Genomic DNA, 23,375 nt, shown 5'->3' on the forward strand with positions numbered 1-23,375 from the left:
CCATGACCTCAGACACCGTCCACACCTTCGACACCCTGCTGGTCGCCAACCGCGGCGAGATCGCGGCGCGCATCATCCGCACCGCCCGCCGCCTCGGCCTGCACACCGTCGCCGTCTACTCCGACCCCGACCGCGACACCGAACACGTCCGCCTCGCCGACACCGCGGTCCGGCTCGGCCCGGCGCCGGCCAAGGATTCCTACCTGGACCCCGACCTGGTGCTGAAGGCGGCCGAGAACACCGGTGCGGGCGCCGTCCACCCTGGGTACGGGTTCCTCTCCGAGGACGCCGCGTTTGCCCGCCGCTGCGCCGACGCCGGGATCGTCTTCGTCGGGCCCACCCCGGAGCAGCTGGAGCTGTTCGGCGCCAAGCACACCGCCCGCGCGGCCGCCGAGGCGGCCGGCGTGCCGCTCGCCCCCGGCACCGGCCTGCTGCCCGACCTGCCCGCGGCCCTCGCGGCGGCCGAGCGGATCGGCTACCCGGTGATGCTCAAGGCGACCGGCGGCGGTGGCGGCATCGGCATGCGTGCCTGCCGCTCCGCCGACGAACTCCTCGACGCCTGGGAGCGGGTACAGCGGGTGGCCGCCGCCTCCTTCTCCTCCGCCGGGGTGTTCCTGGAGCGCCTGGTGGAGCGGGCCCGCCACGTCGAGGTGCAGGTCTTCGGCGACGGGCAGGGCCGGGTGGTCACCCTCGGCGACCGCGACTGCTCCCTCCAGCGCCGCCATCAGAAGGTGCTGGAGGAGGCGCCCGCCCCCGGCCTGCCCGACCGCGTCCGCCGCCGGCTCGCCGGCTCCGCCCGCGACCTGTGCGCCTCGGTGGGCTACCGCTCCGCCGGCACCGTCGAGTTCGTCTACGACGCCGCCCGCGAGGAGGCGTACTTCCTGGAGGTCAACACCCGGCTCCAGGTGGAGCACCCGGTCACCGAGGCGGTCCACGGCATCGATCTGGTGGAGTGGATGCTGCGCCTCGCCCAGGGCGACACCGCCGTGGTCGCCGAGCCGCCCCCGCCCGTGGGCCACGCCGTCGAGGCGCGCCTCTACGCCGAGGACCCCTCCCACGACCACCGGCCCAGCGCGGGTCTGCTGACCCGGGTCGCCTTCCCCGAAGGCGTCCGGGTGGACACCTGGGTGGAGGCCGGCACCGAGGTCACCACCTCCTACGACCCCATGCTGGCCAAGGTGATCGCCCACGGCGCCGACCGCGCCGAGGCGCTCGACCGGCTGGACGCCGCGCTCGCGGCGACCCGCGTCGACGGCATCGAGACCAATCTCGGGCTGGTCCGGGCTGCCCTCCGCGACCCCGCCGTACGGGACGCGACGCACTCCACTGCTTCGCTGGCCGCCGTCACCGACCCGACCCCGCGGATCGAGGTCCTCGCGCCGGGCACCCTGACGACTGTTCAGGACTGGCCGGGCCGCACCGGCCACTGGCAGGTCGGCGTCCCGCCGTGCGGGCCGATGGACGACCTCTCCTTCCGGCTGGGCAACACAGCGCTCGGCAACGACCCGGGCGCGCCCGGCCTGGAGTGCACCCTGCACGGCCCGTCGCTGCGCTTCACCCACCCGACGACGGTCTGCGTCACCGGCGCTCCGGCGCCGGTGACCCTGGACGGCGCCGCCGTGCCGCAGTGGGAGCCGGTCACGGTCGGTGCCGGGCAGACCCTGGCCGTCGGAGCCCCCGAGGAGCACGGGCTGCGCACCTACGTGCTGGTCGCGGGCGGCCTGGACGTGCCGACCTTCCTGGGCAGCGCGGCCACCTTCACCCTCGGCCGGTTCGGCGGCCACGGCGGTCGCGCGCTGCGTACCGGGGACGTCCTGCACGGCGGCGAGGCCCGTAGCCGGACCGCGCCCGTGCCGAGTGGCGAGCGTCCGGCGTTCGGCGCCGAGTGGAGCATCGGCGCGGTCGAAGGGCCGCACGCGGCGCCGGAGTTCTTCACCGAGGACGACATCCGCGAGTTCTACGCAGCCGACTGGAAGGTGCACTTCAACTCGGCCCGCACCGGCGTCCGCCTGGTCGGCCCCAAACCGCGCTGGGCCCGACAGGACGGCGGCGAGGCAGGCCTGCACCCGTCCAACATCCACGACACCCCGTACTCGGTCGGCGCTGTCGACTACACCGGCGACATGCCGGTGCTGCTCGGCCCGGACGGCCCCTCCCTCGGAGGCTTCGTCTGCCCGGCGACCGTCGTCACCGGCCAGCGCTGGAAGCTCGGGCAGCTGCGGCCCGGCGACACCGTGCGCTTCGTACCCGTGACGGCGCGGGCCGCCCGCGAGCTGCGCCGCCGCCCGGCCGCTCCCGCGCAGGCCGACCGCGACGCGATCGTGGACGGCGGAGTCCTCACCCGCCTGGCGGAGACCGCCGACCGACCCTGCGTCACCTACCGGCGAAGCGGCGACGACAACCTGCTCGTCGAGTACGGGCCGATGCAACTCGACCTGGCGCTGCGGATGCGGGTGCACGCCCTGGCGGAGGCGCTCGCCGGACTCGAGCTCGACGGCGTCCTCGACCTGACCCCGGGCATCCGCTCGCTCCAGATCCGGATCGACCCGGACGTCCTCGCGCAGGACCGCCTGCTCGATGCCGTCCTGCGGCTGGAGGACGAACTGCCGGCCACCGACGACCTGGTGGTGCCCAGCCGGATGGTCCACCTGCCGCTGTCCTGGGACGACCCGGCCACCCGCGAGGCCATCGAGCGCTACATGGCGGGAGTCCGCGAGGACGCGCCGTGGTGCCCGTGGAACATCGAGTTCATCCGCCGGGTCAACGGCCTGGACACGGTCGAGGACGTGTACCGGACCGTCTTCGACGCCGAGTACCTGGTCCTGGGCCTCGGCGACGTGTACCTGGGCGCGCCGGTCGCCACCCCGCTGGACCCGCGCCACCGGCTGGTCACCACCAAGTACAACCCCGCTCGCACCTGGACCGCCGAGAACTCGGTCGGCATCGGCGGCGCGTACCTGTGCGTCTATGGCATGGAGGGCCCGGGCGGCTACCAGTTCGTCGGCCGCACCACCCAGGTGTGGTCGGGCTGGCAGCAGCGCGGCGCGTTCGAAGCCGGCCGGCCCTGGATGCTGCGCTTCTTCGACCGGATCAAGTGGTACCCGGTCGACGCCGAGGAACTGCTGGAGCTGCGTGCGGACCTCACCTCCGGCCGGTTCGCGCCGAGGATCGAGCCGGGCACCTTCTCGCTCGCCGAGTACCGGCATTTCCTCGACGCCGACGCCGACTCGATCGCCGCCTTCCGGGCCCGGCAGGGCGAGGCGTTCGCCGCCGAGCGCGCGGCCTGGGCGGAGGCGGGCGAGTTCGCCCGCGCGGAGGCCCAGGCCGAGGTCGCCCCGCCGGTCACCGACATCGCGGTGCCTGCCGGTGGCAGCCTGGTCGAGGCCGAGTTCACCGCCTGCGTCTGGCAGGTCAACGTCGAGCCCGGCGACCGGGTGACGGCCGGTCAGCAGCTGCTCGCGCTGGAGGCCATGAAGATGGAGTCACCTGTCCTCGCTCCCGCCGACGGCGTCGTCGAAGCCGTGCTGGCCGGCCCGGGCAGCCAGGTCGAGGCGGGTACCGCTCTGCTCGTCCTCGCTCCCGTCGAGACCGCCGCGCCCGCTCCCCGGACCGCCGCCGTCGCCGCACCTTGGACTGCCGCCGTCGCCGAACCCGCCGAGGTCGCCGAGGTCGCCGTATGAACCGATCGACTCCGCCTGCCGCTGTCGCCACCGCCGTCCACCGGGTGCGGGCCGCCTACGCGCGCATCGCGCAGGTCGACCGGCCCGAGGTGTGGATCGACCTGCGCCCGCAGGCCGAGGCGGAAGCCGACGCCGCCACCGTCGACGCCCGGCTCGCCGCCGGTGCCCGACTCCCCCTGGCGGGGACGGTGTTCGCCGTCAAGGGCAACATCGACGTGGCCCGCCTGCCCACCACCGCCGGCTGCCCCTCCTACGCCTACCACCCCGAGGCCGACGCCCCGGCTGTCGCCCGGCTGAAGGCCGCCGGCGCCGTGCTCCTGGGCACCACCAACATGGACCAGTTCGCCACCGGCCTGGTCGGCACCCGCAGCCCGTACGGCGCCGTCCGCAACGCGGTCGACCCGCGCTACGTCTCCGGCGGCTCCTCCTCCGGGTCGGCGGTCGCAGTCGCCCTCGGCATCGCGGACCTGGCGCTGGGCACCGACACCGCCGGCTCCGGCCGGGTGCCCGCCGCGTTCAACGGCATCGTCGGCCTCAAGCCCACGGTCGGGCTGGTCCCGACCGAGGGCGTCGTCCCGGCGTGCGCCTCGCTCGACTGCGTGACCGTGTTCGCCCGCACCCTCCCGGAGGCCGAACGGGCGCTCGCCCACCTGGTCTCCCCACCCGGCCGCGCACTGCCGTCCCTCCCCCAACGCCGCCCGGGCCCCTGGCGGATCGCCGTCCCCGATGCCGAGCAGCTCGGCGAGCTGGACCCGGGCTGGGCCGACGCTTTCGCCGCGGCCGCCACCCGGCTCGCCGACGCGGGTGCGCAGCTCCTGCCCGTCGACCCGACTCCGTTCGTCGAGGCGGCGGCGATGCTGTACGAGGGTGCGTTCGTCGCCGAGCGCTACGCCGCCGTCGGCGCATTCCTCGACGCGCACGCGGGCTCCGCCGACCTCGACCCCACCGTGGCCGGGATCATCGCCCGGGCCGGCGGCATCCCCGCCCACCGGCTCTTCGCCGACCGGGCGAGGCTCGACGCACTCCGCGCGAGAGCGCTCGCCTCCCTCGCCGACGCGGACGCCCTGCTGCTGCCCACCACCCCCGGCCACCCCACCCTCGCCGACGTCGCCGCCGACCCGCTGGGCGCCAACGCCCGACTCGGCCGCTTCACCAACTCCACCAACCTCTTCGACCTGGCGGCGGTCGCCGTCCCGGCGGGCGAGGTGAGGGGGTTGCCGTTCGGCGTGATGCTGATCGGCGCGGCCTTCACCGACCGGACGCTCGCCAGGATCGCGGCACTCCTCACCGCCCCACCGCTGCCCCTGGCGGTGGTCGGCGCCCACCTCACCGGTCAGCCGCTGAACGGCCAACTCCGCGCCCTCGGCGGCCGGTTCGTGCGCACCACCACGACGTCCGCCGCCTACCGCCTGTACGCGCTGGACACCGTGCCGCCGAAACCCGGCCTGGTCCGCACTCCCGACGGCGGCGCCGCGGTGGAGGCCGAGGTGTGGCAGCTCCCCGCTTCCGGCCTCGGCGCCCTGCTCGCCGCCCTTCCCCGCCCGATGGCGCTCGGACCCGTGGAACTCGCCGACGGCAGCCACGTCACCGGCTTCCTCTGCGAGCCGGCAGCGCTCCGGGGCGCCCGGGAGATCACCCGGTTCGGCGGCTGGCGGGCGTACCTCACCGCCGGTACCCCGACGACACGTTCGTGACGCCGCTCCACGGCCATCGGCACATGCGACGACATCTGGGGCGACTACGCCGGCGCCGGACCGGAGTGCGACGAATACCCCTTCTCGTCCACCTACGAGGGCGCGTCGCTCGGCGACAGGCGGTACTCCGCCCGCTTGATCGAGGCGGCCGACAACAAGGCCGAGGCACCGAGATCCAGGCGGTGTACACCGTAAACCGGATACGTCCACCACGCCCGCGCTCAGGTCCGGCCGAGGGTTCGGGTGACGCCTGCCGGGGCCGCGGTGGTGAGCGCCCAGCCGGTGACGACCAGGAGACAGCCGACCACCGGCAGGTGGACCGGGCTATTCGGTGCTGTTCGAGGAGCTGCGGGCCTGCTGCATGCGACCGGCGGGCAGGGCCGTGCGGAGCTGATCCTGCCGCCGCGGGCGCCGGAGCAACTGCCGGTGCTGGTGGAGTACGACCGGACGTTGTCCGGGATGTAGGCATCTGAGTCGTACACCTGGATGAGGCCGTGGTCGGACAACGACCCGTTCTACGTCAGGATTTGCTCAGTAACCCGGCCGGCACCAGGGAGCGTTGATGCAGGTCAGGGCCAGCCGGGTGGCTTCGCGGATGCGGTGGCCTCGGCGCGGGCGATCGCGTCGCAGGAGGCCCGGGCCTGGACGGCGGCCCAGCCGGACGGGAGTTGCGCCTCCGATGCAGCGGCCGTCGCACGCGAACGCAGGGCACGCAGGGCCTGTGCCTCCGCGGCAGAGAGGCCCATCTCCTGGTAGTCCCCGAGGTCGGTGCTGGCATCGCCGGCCAGGAAGCCCTGAAGGTAGAAGGTGAGCTGTCGCACGCACGGCTCCGTCGGATCGACTGAGCCCGACGGAGAGACGGCCGGAGCATCCGGTCGGGAGGCGGACGACGCCGACCGGTCCGCGGGTGCGGCGCACCCGGCCGTCACGGCGGCTGTCACGGCCAGCCCTGCCGCCCATCGCCTCAGCATCCGGTCATTCTGCCAGCCACGGGTCCGGATCGGCCAGAGTCCGGTGCCGCCCGGCAGTGGGCTGTCGAGGGTGCGGCGGGACGGGCCGGCGGGGCAGCGGCGTGGACGGCAGTGCCGGACGCGGCGGTGGCGGAGCTGGACGCTGCACCCGCCCCCCCGCAGGGGCCAACCACACCCGCGAAAGCCGCGCGGCGGGCAGGGCCGTGACGGCCCACCAGAACCTGGCCCCCACGCGTCCCACCCTTGGCCGGGGCCGGCAGCAACCGGCCCACCCCGAGCACACCGGCCCCCGGCCGAAGACGGCGGACCCAGGGGCCGGCAGGGCGCACCAGCGGGCAGCCGGGAAGAAGTAGCTGCAGCGCCGAACGCCGTCATACCGGGGTCCTACAGAGGACTTGGCACCCCGGTACGACGGTTTCCGTTTCCCCTTGCCCGTACCGTCGCCCGTGTCCGAGGCGAACACGGAACCGAACGAGGGGGAACGGCGATGAACAGGCGAGGACGGGCCGCGGTGGCGGCACTGCTGGCGGCGACGGCGACACTGGGCGTGATCGGCGCACCGGTCGCGGCGGCGGCGGCGGAGCCGAGACGGGGCACCGAGCAGCAGGCCAGGGCCTGGCTGCCGCAGCCCACCGGCCCGTACCCGATCGGCACGACGTCCCTGCAGCTCACCGACGACCACCGGGACGACCCCTGGACACCCGGGCAGCACCGCACGCTGATGGTCAGCCTCTGGTACCCGACCACCCGGCCCGCCACCGGCAATGACCGCGCGCCGTACATGCTTCCCGCCGCCGCCGACCACTTCGGCAGCGCCGACAGCGTCGCCCAGAGCGAGAACCGCTTCGAGCCCGGCCGCACCGACTGGGCAGGCATCCGCACCCACGCCCGCGCCGACGCGCCCGCCCTCCCCGGCGGCAGACGACCCGTCGTGCTGTACTCGGCGGGCTTCGGCGACCCCCGCACCTGGGGCACCGCCCTGGTGGAGGACCTCGCCTCGCGCGGCTACGTCGTCGTCACCGTCGACCACACCTACGACGCCTCCGAGGTCGCCTTCCCCGACGGGGACCTCGCCACCTCCGTCCTCCTCGCGCAGATGGCCCGGCCCGGCATCGACATGGGCGCCTTCCTGCGCAAGATCCTGCAGACCCGGGTCGACGACACCCGCTTCGTCCTGGACCGGCTCGCCGGGCTGCGCCACGACGCGCAACTGCCGGCCGGCCTCGCCGCCTCCCTCGACCTCGACCGGATCGGCATGGTCGGCCACTCCGGGGGCGGCTCCACGGCCCTGCAGACCATGCACGACGATCCGCGCCTCAAGGCCGGCGTCAACCTCGACGGCCAACTGCACTTCCCCGGCCCGGACGGCACCGGGGTCCACCTGTCCACCGTCGCCGAGGACGGCCTGACCCGGCCCTTCCTGCTCATGGGCACCCAGGAGTCCGACTCCGGCAGCTACCACCAACAGCCCGGCTGGGACGCCCTGTGGCAGCACAGCACCGGCTGGCACGCCGACGTCACCCTCGCCGGCTCCCGCCACGGCTCCTACACCGACGCCCAGTCCCTGCTGCCCCAGCTCGCCCACCAGGGCGCGATCAGCGGGGAAGCCCTGACCCGCGACGTCGGCGACGTCCGCCCCGACCGCGCGGTCCTGTCCACCCGCTCCTACGTCGCGTCGTTCCTCGACCGCTGGCTGCGCGGCCACGACGACCACCTCCTCGACGGCCCGTCGCCGCGCTTCCCCGAGATGGTCTACGAGCGGTAACGCGCAACGGGAGCCGTGTGCGCGCACCCGCTCGGCCAGCACCAGGGCCGCGGTGCGCACCTGCTCCACCAGCGATCTGGAGTGCCAGGACTGCAGTTCCTCGTTGGAGCGCTGTGCCAGCTCTCGCAGGTCCTCGTCCGTCACCAAAGGACATCGCCGGGTACCGAGAAGCCCCCGTGCGCCTCGCTACGGAGGCGGGTGGTCGGCACGGCGGCGGCGGACAGCGCCGTCGACAAAGGATCGATCACGATCAGTTAAGAATACCGATAAAAGTAGCTGCACGTAGTATTCGTATAGCGGCCCTGCACCCCCTTGAAGAAGCACCGTAGGGGTGCGAGACTGACGGCAAGGCAGATCGAATGCAATATACCGCCATCGCGCGCCATCGACCCGAGGAGTGATGTCATGGCGTACGCGAGTTGGATTCACGGGAACGCCGTCGCAGTGGAGTCGCCGGAGAGCCTCGCACGGGTGGGACACTTCGGGTGGCGTGCCGACATGTCCATCAACCCCGGGATGTCCAACTGCTTTCACATCACCGTCCCGACACCGGCGATCGCGTTCGAAGGGGAGCATTGAACCGGGTTTGACGGGCAGAACGAATTCGTTCCGGACCAGCCGCACGCAGCGGTCGCCGGCATCGGAATTTCTTTCCTCTGTGTCGCGGTGGGCGGCGACTTCACCGCCTGAAATATCTGAATGACCCGAACTGCCTCAATTGCCCCTGACGACCGCGCGCTGCCGGCTGTCGGTCACGTCCGACGTGCCATCCGGCGTCGGGCCGGACAGCAATCGACAGGACGGACAGCGGTCGCCGGTGCGAAGTCCGGAGGCGGCAGGGATCGGCGACACGCGGGACATCATCGAGTGGTCAAGGCCGGCCGTACGTGCGACGCCAGGGGCTGTCGAGTGCGGGTCGGCCCAAGGAGACGACGATGACTGAGCAACATGTGGTGCTGGAAGGAAGCAAGCGGCCCTCCATGGCCGATGCGACCCGAGTGGCGGACGCGGACGCCCAGGCTCCGGTGAGCGTGACCGTCACCCTTCGCGGGAAGGTGGTCATCGACGACCGGATCCCCACCGAGCGGCGCGAGGACGCCGAGAAGACCAAGGCCGTCCTGGAACGCTACGGCCTCACGGTCGACGAAGTCCGGCTCCAGCCGGGCAGTGTGGTGGCCAGCGGTCCGGTGAGCGCCATGAACGCCGCCTTCCAGACGGACCTCGGCATCTACCGCACTGCCGAGCAAGGCGAGCTCCGCGGCCGCGAGGGCCAGTTGAAGATCCCGTCCGAGCTGGCGGGGGTCGTGACCGGGGTCTTCGGTCTCGATGAGCGGCGGGTGGCGCGGCGGGCCGCCGCACAAGGCGCGGGCACGGGCGTCCACGGATCGTTCACGCCGGCAGACCTCGAGCGCCACTACGACTTCCCCGACGGCCTCGGGGAGGGCCAGAAGATCGGGATCGCCGAGTTCGCCCCGTGCGGGTACTTCGGCAGCGATCTGCAGGCCTTCTGTGCCAGCCACACACTCCCCACCCCGCACGTCGATGTCGTGCCCCTCGGCTTCCACCCGCCCCGAACCCTTCACGCAGCCCGGCAGCTGTCGCCGCAGGCCGAAGACGGCGCGGGCGAGGTGATGATGGACGTGGAGATCATTGCCGGTCTCTGCCCGGCGGCTCGGATCCCGGTCTACTTCGTCCCGTGGACCCAGAAGGGGTGGATCGATCTGATCGACCAGGCCATCGCGGACCGGCCGGTGGCTCTCTCGGTCAGCTACGGGCTTCCGGAGGAGGATCCCCAACTCTCCTCCGCCGCCCGTGACGAGGTCTACAAGCGCCTTGAGGGTGCGGCGGGCCTCGGGGTCACGGTCTGTGTCGCCTCCGGTGACGACGGAGCCGGGGCTCAGCTCGAAGACGGCGCCGCCCATGTCAGCTTCCCGTCCACCAGCGACTCCGTCCTCGCCGTCGGCGGCAGCGAGATCGCGTCCGCCGGCCAGGAAGTGTCCTGGTGGGAGGCGCCGGGGCGCCGAAACGCCGGCGGCGGCGCGAGCGGGGGCGGCGTCAGTGCCGTCGTCGACCGCCCGCAGTGGCAGGACAACATCGACGTCGACTCCCTGAACCCGGGCGCCCCCAAAGGGCGGGTCGTACCGGACGTGGCCGCGCTCGCCGGCGCCCCCGGCTACGACGTGACCTTCGAGGGTCAGCCCCAGGCCCTCGGCGGCACCAGCGCCGCCACCCCGGTGTGGGCCGCACTGATCGCCCGCGTCGACGCCGCACTGCCTGCAGGCAAACGGCAGCGCTTCCTCACTCCCCTGCTCTACAAGAGCATCAACGGGCAGACAGTCGGCCAAGCAGTCTGCCGCGACATCTCGACCGGCCACGACAACCGATCCAACCCCCCGTCGCCGGGCTACCCGGTCAATACCGGCTACGACGCCGTCACTGGCTGGGGCATCCCGGACGGCACCGCACTGGTGAAGGAACTCCAGGGCGTCTGACCCCACGTCAGGACACGCCCGTCGTGCCCCAGTGCCGCCCCGCTGCCGAAGGACGCGTTCTCGTCGACTCCTGGCAGCCCGCCAAGAAGACCCCCGCCGGCATTCGACGGGGGTCTTCGGCATGCCCTCCCCGGTCTTGCCGGCCACCCGGCGGCGGACCCGGCTGGGCCGTCGCGCCTCCTGCGACGATGCGCATTCGCCGCGAGATGCGTCCGCTCTCCGTGGGGACGAAGGTGGGCGGATGTACAGGACGCGGAGGGAGAAGGTCATGCGGTTCGACGACTCCGGCACGGAATCCGTCTGGGACTATCCCCGCCCGCCGGTGGCGGTGCCCTCCCGAATCCGCGGCCCGTTCAAAGGCGCACCCGGGACGGGCGGCTGGTGAAACAACCGGCAGAGCGTCGTGGCTCATCGCGTGGGGCCGGCGATGCCGGTTCGGGTAGCCGGGGAGGCGAGTGCTCGCATCGTGCCGGGGCCACCGATTCGGGGTGGCGGTGGTGCCGGCCGGCCCCGTCACCGTCGGCTCCGGGATCGTGCTGCTGGTCCTCCGCCTCGGCCGATCACTGCGAGCCGGAAGCGCCACCTGACCCGCTCGACTCCACCGGCTCCGACGAAGCCGCAGCCCAGGGCAGAACACCTGGTGAACGCCACCGGGTGAGCTCAACCGCCGGCTCCGTCACCGCCCGCAGCGGCGGCCTACCCGGGCGGTACGGTGCGGGCGCGGCGCCTGGCGTCGCTCCACGCCGGAGCGGGCAGCTGGGGTGCTGGACAGCCACGCGACGACGACCCGCCCCACCCGACGACCGCTTCATGCGTCGACGAGGCTGTCGAGCAGGTCTTCGGCGGCCGCGAGGAGCGCCTCGTGATCGACGATCGCGAGCGTGGGAACGGCGGCGGTCCACGGGCCGGCCGCCAGGAGCTGGGCCGCGAGATCGGCTGCCTGTTCGTGATCGCCGCGCGCAGCGAGGTCGTACGCCTGCTCGGCCAGAAGCCGGACCTGGGGACTGACGCCGACGAGAGCCGACTTCATGGGATCGGGCGCCGCGATCTTGGGCCGATTCGTCGGCCGCGCGAGGTGCGCGAGGGCGGCGCGTCGGCTCGGGAAGTGGCTGATCGCACGGGCGATGCTCGTGGCCTGGGTGGGGTGACCGACGTCGGCCAGGTCATCGGCGAGGGTCGTCAGCAGCTGGGCCTGCAAGTGATGCCATTGCTGGGCAGCGCGGGCCACCACGTAGGCCTGGTCGACCGCCTGATCGGCCAGACGCGCTGCGCGGCCGGGCGATCCCGCCGAGTTCAGCGCGCCGATCAGGGCGATGCTCGCCCTGGCCTGTTCCAACGGGTCGGCGATGCGCGCCGCCACCGCCTCAGCGTTCGCGATCACCCGCCCGGCCTGTTCCGGTCGCGCCGCCTCGGCGAGCAGCCGCGCCATCTCGACAAGGACCTGTACGCAGGGCTCCGGGTCGCCGACCGATTCGGCCATGACGGCGGTGAGTTCGACCGCCGCGGTGGCGGCGCGGTCGGCCCGCTCGTCGAATCCTGCGTCGGTGAGTGCCTGCGCCAACGCAACGACAGCGTAGGCCAGTTGGTCCGGGCGGCTGGCCGAACGGGCGGCGGTCCCCGCGAGTTCGGCTGCCTTCACCCCCCATCGGCGATCACCGGTGAGCACGTACGTCCAGGCCAGCGTGGTGAACGCCTGCGCCCGACGCGACAGGGGTGTCGCGTGATCGGCGGCGACCTCTGCCTCGGCTGCCACTCGGTGGGCGTCGCCCCGGCGGCCGGCGACGGCGAGTGCGTGTGCCAGGGTGGCCAGCGCGAGCGCCTGGGCGTTGTACGCGGTTGCTCGGGTCAGCTCCGCATCCTGGTCGGCCGCTCGGGCGGTCCGCCGAAGCTCGTCCGGCGGGCGCACCCGGTAGTGCGTCCGCGCCAGCAGCGAATCCACGACGTCGGCGTACGCGCGGCCCGGGGCCTCCAGGGCTTCGGCCGCCTCCCGCAGGGTGCCGGCGATGCGTACCGCCCGGTCGAGGTCGCCGGTCCTGGCGCAGACGTCGAGCACCAGGGCCAGGGCCTCCACGCGCTCATTCGCCGTGGCGATCGAGCCGGCCTCGGTTTCGACCTTGTCCATCAGGGCTTTCGTGGAGTCGCCGCTCCCGCGGGACGCCGGTCCGACTGCCTGGGCCGCCCACTGCCGCACCGGCTTCAAGGCGGCGCCCGACTCCTGGGCCAGTTCGGCCGCACGTGCCAGCTCGTCGGGCCATCGGCTGTCCGGGATGTGCTGGGAGAGGACGTCGCAGAGCGCGAACAGGGCCAGCGCGCGGTCATCCCGCGCGGGTACCGCGTCGGCCACCGGCTCCGGCCGTCCCGGCTTCCCGGACGGCTGCGGCGCGGCTGGTGACGGTCCCGATCCGCCGGGCGCGGCACCATCGGCCCGCTCCTGATCGCCCTCAGCGGCGAGAACCGCCTCCACCTCCGTCAGCGCCTGCGCCCTGCTGACCGGATCAGTGATGCTGTTCGCCATGGACTCCGCCCTGACCGTGTGACCCAGCGCCGCCCAGGCGGCCGGCAACCCGACCGGGACGTCCGGGTCCCGGTGCTCAAGGGCGGAGCGACAGACGGCGAGCCGGGCCAGCACCGGCAGATTGCGGCGGTTCTCCCGCCCGACCAGATCAAGGGCGGCCTGGACCTCGGCGAACGCGGCGGCAGCGCCACCCGTCAGCCCGAGCAGCCGGTCATGGCGTGCCCGGTCCATGGCCAACACCACCAGCCGAGGCCAGTCCGCGGTGGCGAACAGCAACTGCGGATACCCGCGCACCAGGTATCCGGGGGTGTGCTGCGGCCACCGCTGGTGCCGGTACAGGTCGGCCCACGTGTGGAAACGGTCGCGATACCGGTCCAGCACGAGGTCGCCGAATCGGTCGGTCGCCTCCGCCCGCAGCGTCTCGTGGGTGAACGTCACCACGCGTCGCGGCTCGACGGTGACATGGTCCGCCCGCTCGGCGACGGTTCGCCCCAACACGCTGTCCAGCGGTTGATCGATCTCGAACCTTGCGCGCCCGGTGAGTTCCTCCAGCTCGGTCAGGGTCAGGCCGCTCCCGGACGCAGTCAGCAGGCCGAGGAGTTCGCAGTGGACCGGATCACTGGCGAGCAACTGGTTGAGTTCGTTGCGTGCCAGGCGCTCCAGTTGGGTCGCGTACCGCGATACCGCCAGGTGCCGGACCCGGCAACGAAGCAGTGGATGGTCCTGGTCGAGATCCGCCGCGACCGCCGGAGCCGGCCGGCTGGTGACGATCACCTTCAGGCCGTCGATGGAGGTCTTCGGCAGCAGCGATGCGATGCTCGGTAGCCCTGACCCGGGCCGGGCCCCCTGATCCTCGTCCAGCCCGTCGACCACCAGGACCAGACGACGGCCGGCGGCCCGGCACCTCGCGGCGGAATCCCGCAGCAGTCGGCGGCGGTACGCGTCCCGGGCGCCGAGGCCGGGCGGCGCCGTGACCGCTTGGTCCGTGAAGGCGGCCAACTGCTCCAGCAGAGCATGGGTGAACGCACCCGCGTCGGCGGCGTGCGCCGCGAGGAAGAACCCGACCGTGTCCACGCCGGTCGGCGGATCCAGCACGAACGACGACAGCAGTGCGGACTTGCCCGCCCACGGGGGCGCCTGCCACCACACGTACGGCTCGTCACCCGCACAGAACTCGGCGAGCTCCGCCAGTTCCGTCTCCCGTCCCACCAGACCTCCGGCAGGAGCGATGTCCCGCACCTGCTCAAGCCAGCCCGACCTGCTCTGCCGACGCGCCGACTGCGTCGCGGCGGCCTCCTCGCTCCTGGCCGCAGTGGCCGGCGCGTACAGCCTTCGCGCGCGTACGACGTCCTCGTCTCCCCCGCCCAGAGCCCGGACGAGACTGTCGAGTTGGGGCTCGTCGGCCGGCAGGCCCGCGCCGCGCAGCAAGTGGCTGACCCTCGTCGGCGAGGACAGACCCATCCTCCGGGCAACAGTCCGCAGGCCCGTCATGCCGTTCTCGGCACGCACCTTGTCGAGGAGTTCCAGCAGCTTCCTGGTCGGACCCTCGTCGGGCCACGCCGACCGGTCGACCCGCTCGCCCCTGCCGGCTCCCATCGGCCCCCGCCTCTCCCCTCGGTGTCCACCCGCCGTCCCGTGTCCCGCGCGGTCCTGCTGACGATGCAACAGCTCACACGCCTCGGCTGTGCCGGATGACGCAGACAGCACACGACAGCACACAAATCGTACGCAGCCGGGAGGCAGTCTGGGCCTAGTCCAGAGCCAAGGAGCAGACATGGAAACCTGGTTGGTGCTCGCCGGCGATGTCCTGGCGTTCCTCGCCGCCGTCCTCGCACTCGTCACGGAGGTAGTACGCCGGATCCCTCGCCGCAGTCGGCCACACCCCGCAATCCTTCGACGCGAACCGCTCAGGCCGCGGCCCGAGGAATCGCGCTCGGACCAGCCGCCGGCGCCGATGCCGTAGCTGCGCGAGCTGCACCCATCGGCGTGCCGGGATTCGGTGCCCGTTGCTCTGTGTGCCGTACGCGCCCGCCCGCTCGGTCGGGGCCCTGGCGTTCTGCGCCTTCCGCCTCCCGCTGCCATCAGCGCTCAGGGTGACCACTCGGCCGACCGAGCTGACGAGGAGTCACATCATTTTGCCCGCAGGAATTTCCGCCTGCGCACGACGCCCGGCTCGCGGTACGGTCGGGGTCACGGTTGTCGACGAGGGGGGATCGCGCATGCTGTCCGAGGCGCTGACCGCGCTGGCCATGTCCGGTGGGACGGCGGTGATGACGGCGGCCGGGACCCAGGCCTGGGAGGGGTTCCGAGGCCGGGTGGCCGCCTGGTTCGGGCGAGGGAACTCCCAGCGTGAGAGTGCCGAGCTGGAGCGGCTGAGCCGCACTGCCACCGAGCTTGCGGCGGCCGAGGGCGGGCAGCTGGAGCGGCTCCGGATCCGCCAGGAGGCCTCCTGGCAGGCCCGGTTCGAGGCGTTCCTGGAGGACCTGCCGGAGGACGAGCGCGAGCGCGCCGGCGAGGCGCTGCGCGAGCTGCTGGCCGAGAGCGCGACCCAGGCCCGGGTGTCGGCCGGGGACGGCGGGATGGCGGTCGGCGGAAACGTGCACATCAGCGCCCAGGAAGGCTCGGTCGCCGCCGGTGTGATCCACGGGGGCGTGCAGATCGGCCACCCTCAGGCGCCGGATCCGTCCAAGGGCTGAACGGACCGGCCGAGCCAAGCCCGTCACAAACCTCGCCACCGCCGCCGCTCACAGGGGTGCGGGCGAGCAACCACAGCTTCGCCGTCGGCCACGCCGACCAGGTGGCCTATTACGCCGGCCGGCATGCCCCGGCCACCTGGCCGCACCAGGTCGGGGCGGTCCCGAACACCGCACACTGCTTCCAGCACCGGGCCGTTCTCGATACTCCCGACATTCCTGCGCGCTGCCGGATCCTGGTCGGCACCGCCGGCGCCGGCAAGACCCAGCTGGCCGCGAGCGAGGCCCGCACCGCCTGGCAGGCCGGGCAACTCGACCTGCTGGTCTGGATCACCGCCGACAGCCGCGCAGCGATCCTGACCGCCTACGCCCGGGCCATCACCGAGATCACCGGTCGTGACCTGGCCGATCCGGAGCAGGGCGCGCGGGAGTTCCTCGCCTGGCTCCGGCCGGGCGGGGCCGGGGAGACGGTTCGCCGGCTGATCGTCCTGGACGGCCTGGTCGACCCCGACGATCTGCGCGGACTCTGGCCGCCGGACCACCCCGTGGGGCGGACCCTGGTCACCACCTGGCGCCGGGACGCGGCTCGCGAGGGGCTTGGCCGACAGGTGGTCACCGTGCCGTCGTTCAGCTCCGCCGAGGCCTTCGGCTACCTCACAGCGGTGCTCGCCGCCTCCGGCCGAGTCGAGGCGCCCGAGCAACTGGAGGCGTTCGCCCGCGAGCTGGGACACCTGCCGCTCGCGCTCGCGCAGGCGGCCGCCTGCCTGGCCAGTACCGGTCTGAGCTGCGCCGACTACCTCCGCCTGCTCGGCGACGACAGTCGGCGGCTGACCGACCTCGTGCCGGACCCGGGCGGGCTGCCGGACGAGCAGAGCCTGCCGCTGCCATACGCCTGGGACCTCGCGCTGGAGCGCGCCGACGCCATGGAGCCGGTCGGGACGGCGCGGATGCTGCTGGAACTGACGGCGCCGTTGGCTTCCGACGGCATTCCGGCTGCGATGCTGATCGCTGCGGTCAGGTCCCTCGACTGGCAGCGGACCGACCGACCGGCAGAGGATGCGGAGCCGGACAAGCGCGCCGACGAGACGCTCGCGCTGCTGCACCGGTGGAGCCTGCTCGACTACGATCCGGCGGACCAGGACCGGTCGGTGCGGGTCCATCCGGTGGTGCAGCGAGCCATCCGCGAGGGCGTGTCCGCGAGCCGGGCCGCAGAGCTGGCCGACCTGGCCGCCAACCTGCTCTTCGTCGCGTCCCGGAAGTCGGCGGACGAGGCGAACTTGATGACGTTCTTCCTGGTTCACCCGCGGGATCAGGCGCCGCACCTGCGTTCGCGCACCCTCGATTTCCCTCCGAACGTGCTGCGCTCCAACGTCGAGGCGCTGACCCGCAATGCCCCGGCCATGATGCTGGGCTCCGGCGACCCCGGACTCCGGCACGGGTGGAGCACCGGCCATCAGCTGCACGACCTCGTGCTCCGGGTGGGCGACACGCTGGCGGACGACGGCCGGCCACAGGCCGCACTGGACTACTTCGAGACGCTGCTGCCGACGACGGCCGACCGGCTGGGAGCACGGCACGAGTCCGTGACGAAGCTGCGCGGCCGGATCGCCCGGCTGCGGGCCGAATCGGGTGACCCGGCCTCCGCGATCGCCGAGTACCGCTGCGTGATCGACGAGCACCTGGCGCTGCTGGGACCGGAGTACGGGCTGTACCCTTCCGAGCGGGTCCGTCTGGTCAAGGAGGTCAGCGAGCTGCGCTACCGCCTGGCCTACTGGCTCGAACAGGCCGGCGACCTGCCGGGCGTCGCACGCGTCTATCGCGATCTGCTCGCCGATGACGGCTACATCGCGGCCGTCGACGGACGGACGGGCCCGCCCGATTCCGAGCTGCGCCGCAAAGCCGCCGAGTGGCAGGGGAGGGCGGGAGACCCGGCCGGGGCAGTGGCGATTTATCGCCAGCTCGTCAACGAGCAGTTCCGCCCGTATGGGCGGCAGGACCCGGGCACCTTCGACACCCGTTTCCGCTTCGGCCACTGGCTGGGCGAGTCGGGCGACGCACGAGGCGCCGTGACCGTTCTGACCGATCTGTTGAACGAGCAACTGCGTGTCCTCCGCCCGGACCATCCCGACGTTGCCACCACCCGGCAGGCACTCACGTACTGGCAGGGACAATCCCGAGGCAGGAGGTGGCGACGAGGGAGGTAGCCCTTGGCCGGCACCAGCGGCCGCCGGCAGCACGGCCGAATCACCGGTATGGGGTCTGGGTCGGCTCCGGCGGCTCCCACCCGAGCGCCTGCAGGTACTCCGGGTGCCGCTCCCCGAGGGCCCCGGCCAGCGCCGCGCGCGCCTCGGCGACCCCCGATCCGGCAGCGACGGCGGCGAGGTGACGGAGCGTCAAGGTATCGGGGTGGTGCGGTCCGATGGTCTCCGGCGCGACGGCGAGCGCGGGCCCGGCGACCTCGGCCACCTGCTCGGGCCGCCCGCTCGCGAGGGCGACCCGGGCCAGCACGGTGGCTGCCTGGACAGCCCTCGGATGCCCCGGACTGCCCGCCGCCACGCCGGCGTCCCGGACAGCTCCGGCGAGTTCGGCCGCCTCGCCGGGATGTCCGTCGCCGAGCAGGGCGGCGGCGAGGCCGACGGTGACGGCCTCGGCGTCGGGGTGGGCGGCGCCATGGACGACGAGCGCGTCCTCGTGGGCACGCCGCAGGTGCCGGACGGCGTCGGCGAACCGGCCGGCCCGGCGGCAACTGGCGCCGAGGTTGCCACGGGCCCAGATGGTGGTGGGGTGGTGCGGCCCGCCGAGGCGTTCCAGCCGCGCCAGGACGTCCTCCTCCACCGGGATGGCCGATTCCGCCAGGCCCGCCCGCGAGCGCATGCCGGCGAGGTTCCCGGTGAGCATCAGCACCCGGGGATCGTTGGGTCCCAGCGCCGCGGCCCGTGCCGCCTGGACCGGCGCCAACAAGGCTGCGGCGTCGGCGAACCGGCCGGCCCGGTAGGTCGCCACGGCGAGTTCGGCGCGGGCGGCCTGGCTTTCGGGATGGTCGGGCCCCCACACCCGCTCGCGGATCTCCAGCAGTTCCTGTTGGAGGGCGAGCGCCTCGACGGTCCGGCCGAGCCGTCCGAGCATCGACGCGACGTTGGTGCGGGCGGTCAGGGTGCCCCGGGCCTCCGCTCCGAGCCGCTCCACGCGTTCGGCCGCGACCTGCCGCATCAGCGTCAGGGCCTCCTCGTCACGCCCGGCCTCGCCGAGGGTCAGGGCGAGGAAGAGCCGGAGGTCGGATCGCGGCGCCGCGTCCGCGACAGCCGCATCGGCCCGGGCCACCACGTCCTCGAGTTCGACCACCGCCTCGGCGTGCCGCCCGGCCGAGCTGAGTTCACGGGCGCGCGCGGAGCGGCTCGTCAGCGCGGACAGGTGGTTCGCGCCGAGCAGCTCGACAGCGAAGTCGGCATTGCTGCGGTGCAGTTCGGCCGCAGTCGCGTTGTCACCGAGGGCGGACAGGGTGTGCGCGAGGTTGTTGCGGATCATTCTGGTGTCCGGGTGCCCGGGGCCGAGCGCCGCCTCGCGCATCCGCAGCACGTGCCGCTCCAAGTCGATCGACTCGTCCACCAGGTCCGCGTCCCAGAGGTGGTTCGCGAGGCCGACCTCGGCATTGAGGGTGGCGGGATGCTCCGGTCCGAGCAGTTCGCGCCGCACGTCGACGACCTCGCGGCCGAGGGCGAGGGCCTCCTCGAACTCGCCCGCGGCGCGCAGTGCCGCCGCCAGGTTGGCCTGGGCGACGAGCGCGTCGGGGCTCCGCGGCCCGCCCAGCTGCTGGTAGCGGGCCAGCACCTCGCGGCCGTTCCCGATCGCCTCGGCGGTCCGGCCGAGCTCGGCCGACACGACCGTCAGGTTGTTGCGCGCGTTGAGCGTGGCGGGCGACAGCGGACCGTGGACCCGCTCGTGGGCCTCCGCGACCGCCGCGGTGACCGCGGCCGCCTGCTCGACGAGCCCGACCTGGTAGAGCGCCGCCCCGAGGTTGACGGCGGCCGTCAGGCTCTCCGGGTGGTCCTCCCCATAGCGCTCCACGGCCCCCAGCAGTGTGGTGCGGGCGAGTTCGACCGCCCGCTCCGGCTCGCCCGCGTCGACCAGCATGTTGCCCAGGTCGCTGCGTGCGATCAGCGTGGTGCGGTGGTCGGGGCCGAACGCCGACTCGGCGGCCGCGAGCGACTCCTCCTGCACCGCGACCGCCTCGGCCGCCCGGCCGGCCGCCTTCAGCGCACGGGCCAGCCCGGTGCGCAGCAGCGACATTGCGGGGTCGCCCGGCGCCGCCTGCTCCACCAGCGCCCGGGCCGATGCCACGGCCTCCTCGTGCCGACCGAGGTCGGACAGGCACGCCGCCAGGTTCGACCGGGCGGTCACGGAGGTCGGATGGCCCGCACCGAGGGTCTCGGCGGCGTCGGCCGCGACCCCGCGGAGCTCTTCCACCGCCTCGGCGACGTGTCCGCCGGCCTGGACGGCGTGGGCCGCGTTGAGGCGACTGAGCAAGGTGCCGGGATGGGCGAAGCCCAGCGTCCGGGCCTGGATCTCCACCACGGCGCGGTTCTCGTCGAGGCCGTCCTGCACCCGCCCGACGCTCGCCCAGGCGACGGCCAGGGACTGACGTGCCGTCATGGTGTGCGGATGCGCGGGGCCGAGCTGCTCCGCCCGCAGGCGGACGACCTCGGCCAGTTCGACCGCGGCTTCCGCGTCCCGGCCCTGGCCCGAGGCGATCTGCGCCAGATTGTGCCGGATGGTGAGGGAGTCCGGGTGCGTGGCACCCCGCTCCGCCACGTACACCTCGTACACCTCGCGCAGGATCTCCTCCGCCTCGGCCGAGCGGCCCACGAGGTTTCTGGCGGCGGCGAGTTCGGCCCGGGAGACCTGAGTGTCCAGGTGGCGCGGACCGAGGACGCGGGCCCGCAGCTCCGCGGTCCGCTCCAGGACCGGAAGGGCCTCGGCATGCCGACCGGCGGCGGTCAGGGCACCCGCCAGGACGGCTGCGCAGTGCAGCGCGATCGGGTGCTCCGCACCGAGGCCGACGGTGGCGGACGCCGCCAGCTCGGTCGCCGCGGTCACGGCCTCGGCCGGGCGTCCGAGTGCGACCAGGGCCGACGCGGCGACCATCCCGGCCGTGTGCACCACGTCGCTGCGGTCTCCGAGGGCGGCGGCCAACGCGGCGGCCGACGCCGCCCCCTGTTCCAGGGCCTCGGCCGACCGGCCGGCCCGCAGCGCGGCGAGGGCGACCGCGAGCCGCGCCGCCGAGGTCTCCGGATGGTCCGGGCCGTACAACTGGGTCCGCCGCTTCAGCAGGCCGACAGCCGCCTGGTGGGCGGCCCGGGCGTCGCCGGTGCGCAGGAAGCCGGTGATCAGCGCCGCTCCCTCCAGGTGGAGTTCGTCGCGCCGGGTGAGGAGACCCGAGAGGCTCAACCGGTCCAGGATCGCCTGCTCGTGCTCGGCCGCCGCCGTCAGCCGCCCGCACGCGCGTTCCGCATCGGCGGCGGCCATCCGGGCTGCCAGGGCCACCTCGTGGTCCGCACCCAGGGCGGAGGCGGTGTCCGCGACCAGGCCGCCCGCCAGCGCCGCGGCCTGCTCGTAGCGGCCCGCCGCGGTGTGGGCCTGGGCCAGCACCAGCCGGGCGGACAGGTACGACTCGGAGTCCGGACCCGAAATGCGCAGCGCCCGCGCGACGGCGTCCTCCGCGCAGAGCAACGCGGCCCGGTGGTCACCGGCCACGACCCGGCTCCCGGCCCGGCCGGTGAGGGCCGCCACGGTCTCCGGATCGTCCGGTCCCAGCAGCCGCTCGGCAGTCTCGGCGTGCCGCTCCCACAGGTCCGCCGCGTCGCGGAACAGTCCGGCGGAGCCGGTGCTGCGGGCGTGGCGGGTGAGCAGCCGGGGGCCGTCGGGGGCGTCGTACAGCCGGTCGCCGAGGTGGCGATGCAGGGCGCGCGTGTTGGCTCGCAGGACCTCCTCCAACTCGGCGTCGGCGTAGTCGGATTCGGGCCACAGGCCGAGCAGCGCGGTGGTCGCGCAGGCGGTCTGGGCGGCGAGCTCGGCGGGGAGCGTGAGGTCGCGGGCGGCGCGCGCGGTGAGCGCGTGCAGTTGGACGGCCCGGTGCCCGGCGCGCCGGTCGTGGGTGATCAGCCCGTACTCGTGCAGCGCCCGCAGCGCCGCGTCACCGAGGCGGTGCCGACGGGACGCGCGAGGCTCGACGACCCCGTGACGGATCAGCAGTTCCCCCACCTCCGACGCCTGCCACAGGCGATCGGGGTGCCCGGCCGGGTCGTAGCAGGCGGCGAGCCGCAGGGCCGGGTCTGCGGCGCCCTCAGGGTGGTGGCGGTTCGCCGCCTCCAGGGAGAGCCGGAGGGCGGCGGTGACACCGGGTCGGTCGGGCACCGGACTGGGGAGCACCTCGTCCAGACGCTCGGCGTACTCCCGCAGCTCGTCCAGGTACTCCTCGGCGGTCAGTTGGTCACGGGCCATCAGCGCCGAGGCGTAGCCCAGGGCCAGCGGAAGGTGCCCGAGTTCGTCGGCGAGCGCCGCCAGGTGGGCGGTGTGCTCGTCGTCGGCCAGGTACGCCGTCCGCTCTCGGGCGCGCAGGCGCCCGCGCAGGAAGGCGAGCGACTCTCCGGCCTCGAAGGTGCCGAGTTCCGTCACCGCGCCGAACACCCCGTCGGCATCGGCGGCGCGACGCCTCGAGGTGGCGACGACGTGCCGGTCCGCGGCGGCGCTGTGCGGCACCCGGTCGGCGTGGGCGGCCGGGTCGGCGAGGTCGTCGAGGACGACCAGGGCGGACGGGCCGGGCGTGCGGAACCACTCCAGGAAGGCGTCGGCCTGCCGGTCGCGATCATCGTCCTTCGGGTCGCACAGCTGCAGCTTCCGCGCGGCGTTCGCGTACGCGGTGGTGAGCGAGGCCCCGTCCGTCGCGTCCGCCCAGAGCACGAACCGACTGGCACCGCTGTCCAGCGCCCGCTGCGCGTACGCCGCGACCAACTGCGATTTGCCGACCCCGCCGGGGCCGCTGAGCAGCACGGTGCGGTGCGCCGTCAGCGCCTCCGCGAGTTCCCGCGCGGCGGCGGTGCGCGGCTGCGCGGCCGCGTCCGGAGCGGGGACCATGCCGACGGTGAGCGGCCAGGAGACGGGCGGGAGCGGCGCGGCCTGCACGGTGAGGTTCTGGACCGAGCCGACGGCGATGCCGCCGATGGCGGTGACCACGGTCGCCCCGTCGCCCCGCGGACCGTCGGCCACGGACAGCGGCCCGGCAGCCGCCGGAGCGGCGACCGCCGTCACCTCGTCCACGTGCAGCGCGGCGACCGAGCCGTCCGACGCCGTGACCGTGACGTCGCCGGTGACGACCACCCTCGCGCCCGGCCGGAGCTCCCCCGCCGGTTCCTCACCCTCGCCCGTCATCGGCCCCCCTCACAGCGATGTGACCATGCGTCAGACCCTAGACGAGTAGGTCCGAAGTCAGGGTGTCTTTGGTCGTTCGGCTCCGGACATGAAGGGAGACCACTTGCCCCGAACGCGCTGGTTGGGTCGCCCACCGCGGC

Annotated in this window: 10 protein-coding genes; 7 read left to right on the forward strand and 3 right to left on the reverse strand. The window is 73.7% G+C overall.

Annotated features, from left to right (window positions below; genetic code table 11):
- Window positions 1-2 precede the first annotated feature (2 nt).
- From uca to FHR36_RS40365, 3 genes are read left to right on the forward strand one after another with little or no spacing between them, the layout of a single operon-like run.
- Window positions 3-3,680: an urea carboxylase gene (gene uca, locus FHR36_RS23810; protein WP_253800202.1), complete on the forward strand. Its 3,678-nt coding sequence runs from the start codon at window positions 3-5 to the stop codon at window positions 3,678-3,680.
- On the forward strand, window positions 3,677-5,374 hold the full coding sequence (gene atzF, locus FHR36_RS23815) for an allophanate hydrolase (protein ID WP_253800203.1): 1,698 nt from the start codon (window positions 3,677-3,679) through the stop codon (window positions 5,372-5,374). Before uca ends, atzF begins: the two co-directional genes overlap by 4 nt.
- Before the next feature lie 33 nt (window positions 5,375-5,407).
- Window positions 5,408-5,569, forward strand: coding sequence for a NucA/NucB deoxyribonuclease domain-containing protein (locus FHR36_RS40365; protein ID WP_407660859.1), 162 nt, complete (start codon window positions 5,408-5,410; stop codon window positions 5,567-5,569).
- A 374-nt stretch (window positions 5,570-5,943) separates the two neighbouring features.
- On the opposite strand, the gene FHR36_RS23820 is transcribed toward FHR36_RS40365, so the two are convergent.
- Window positions 5,944-6,195 carry a hypothetical protein gene (locus FHR36_RS23820; RefSeq protein WP_253800204.1) on the reverse strand — a complete coding sequence of 84 codons (252 nt, stop codon included), beginning with the start codon at window positions 6,193-6,195 and terminating at the stop codon, window positions 5,944-5,946.
- A gap of 637 nt (window positions 6,196-6,832) precedes the next feature.
- On the opposite strand from FHR36_RS23820, the gene FHR36_RS23825 reads away from it, so the two are divergent.
- Both FHR36_RS23825 and FHR36_RS23830 read left to right on the forward strand, forming a co-directional pair.
- Window positions 6,833-8,110: an alpha/beta hydrolase family protein gene (locus tag FHR36_RS23825; protein ID WP_253800205.1), complete on the forward strand. Its 1,278-nt coding sequence runs from the start codon at window positions 6,833-6,835 to the stop codon at window positions 8,108-8,110.
- A 935-nt stretch (window positions 8,111-9,045) separates the two neighbouring features.
- Window positions 9,046-10,602, forward strand: coding sequence for a S53 family peptidase (locus FHR36_RS23830; protein ID WP_253800206.1), 1,557 nt, complete (start codon window positions 9,046-9,048; stop codon window positions 10,600-10,602).
- 808 nt (window positions 10,603-11,410) lie between these two features.
- Here the strand turns inward: FHR36_RS23830 and FHR36_RS23835 are convergent.
- Window positions 11,411-14,713 carry a P-loop domain-containing protein gene (locus FHR36_RS23835; protein ID WP_253800207.1) on the reverse strand — a complete coding sequence of 1,101 codons (3,303 nt, stop codon included), beginning with the start codon at window positions 14,711-14,713 and terminating at the stop codon, window positions 11,411-11,413.
- Between the two features lie 623 nt (window positions 14,714-15,336).
- Here FHR36_RS23835 and FHR36_RS23840 point away from each other — a divergent pair.
- Window positions 15,337-15,813, forward strand: a complete 477-nt coding sequence (locus tag FHR36_RS23840) for a hypothetical protein (protein ID WP_253800208.1) — start codon at window positions 15,337-15,339, stop codon at window positions 15,811-15,813.
- 56 nt (window positions 15,814-15,869) lie between these two features.
- A complete protein-coding gene (locus FHR36_RS23845; protein WP_253800209.1) occupies window positions 15,870-18,014 on the forward strand; it encodes a tetratricopeptide repeat-containing protein in 2,145 nt (714 codons plus the stop codon).
- 40 nt (window positions 18,015-18,054) lie between these two features.
- On the opposite strand, the gene FHR36_RS39490 is transcribed toward FHR36_RS23845, so the two are convergent.
- On the reverse strand, window positions 18,055-23,235 hold the full coding sequence (locus tag FHR36_RS39490; protein WP_301330533.1) for a tetratricopeptide repeat protein: 5,181 nt from the start codon (window positions 23,233-23,235) through the stop codon (window positions 18,055-18,057).
- Window positions 23,236-23,375 lie beyond the last annotated feature (140 nt).

Origin of the sequence: Kitasatospora cinereorecta (genome assembly GCF_024172095.1) — a bacterium.
Taxonomy (GTDB): Bacteria; Actinomycetota; Actinomycetes; order Streptomycetales; family Streptomycetaceae; genus Kitasatospora; species Kitasatospora cinereorecta.

What these genes read in the sequence shown, in the direction of transcription:
- FHR36_RS23840 (WP_253800208.1), top strand. Translation starts at nt 15,337, where the DNA reads ATGCTGTCCGAGGCGCTGACCGCGCTGGCCATGTCCGGTGGGACGGCG.
- uca (WP_253800202.1), top strand. Translation starts at nt 3, where the DNA reads ATGACCTCAGACACCGTCCACACCTTCGACACCCTGCTGGTCGCCAAC.
- atzF (WP_253800203.1), top strand. Translation starts at nt 3,677, where the DNA reads ATGAACCGATCGACTCCGCCTGCCGCTGTCGCCACCGCCGTCCACCGG.
- FHR36_RS23825 (WP_253800205.1), top strand. Translation starts at nt 6,833, where the DNA reads ATGAACAGGCGAGGACGGGCCGCGGTGGCGGCACTGCTGGCGGCGACG.
- FHR36_RS39490 (WP_301330533.1), bottom strand. Translation starts at nt 23,235, where the DNA reads ATGACGGGCGAGGGTGAGGAACCGGCGGGGGAGCTCCGGCCGGGCGCG.
- FHR36_RS23830 (WP_253800206.1), top strand. Translation starts at nt 9,046, where the DNA reads ATGACTGAGCAACATGTGGTGCTGGAAGGAAGCAAGCGGCCCTCCATG.
- FHR36_RS23835 (WP_253800207.1), bottom strand. Translation starts at nt 14,713, where the DNA reads ATGGGAGCCGGCAGGGGCGAGCGGGTCGACCGGTCGGCGTGGCCCGAC.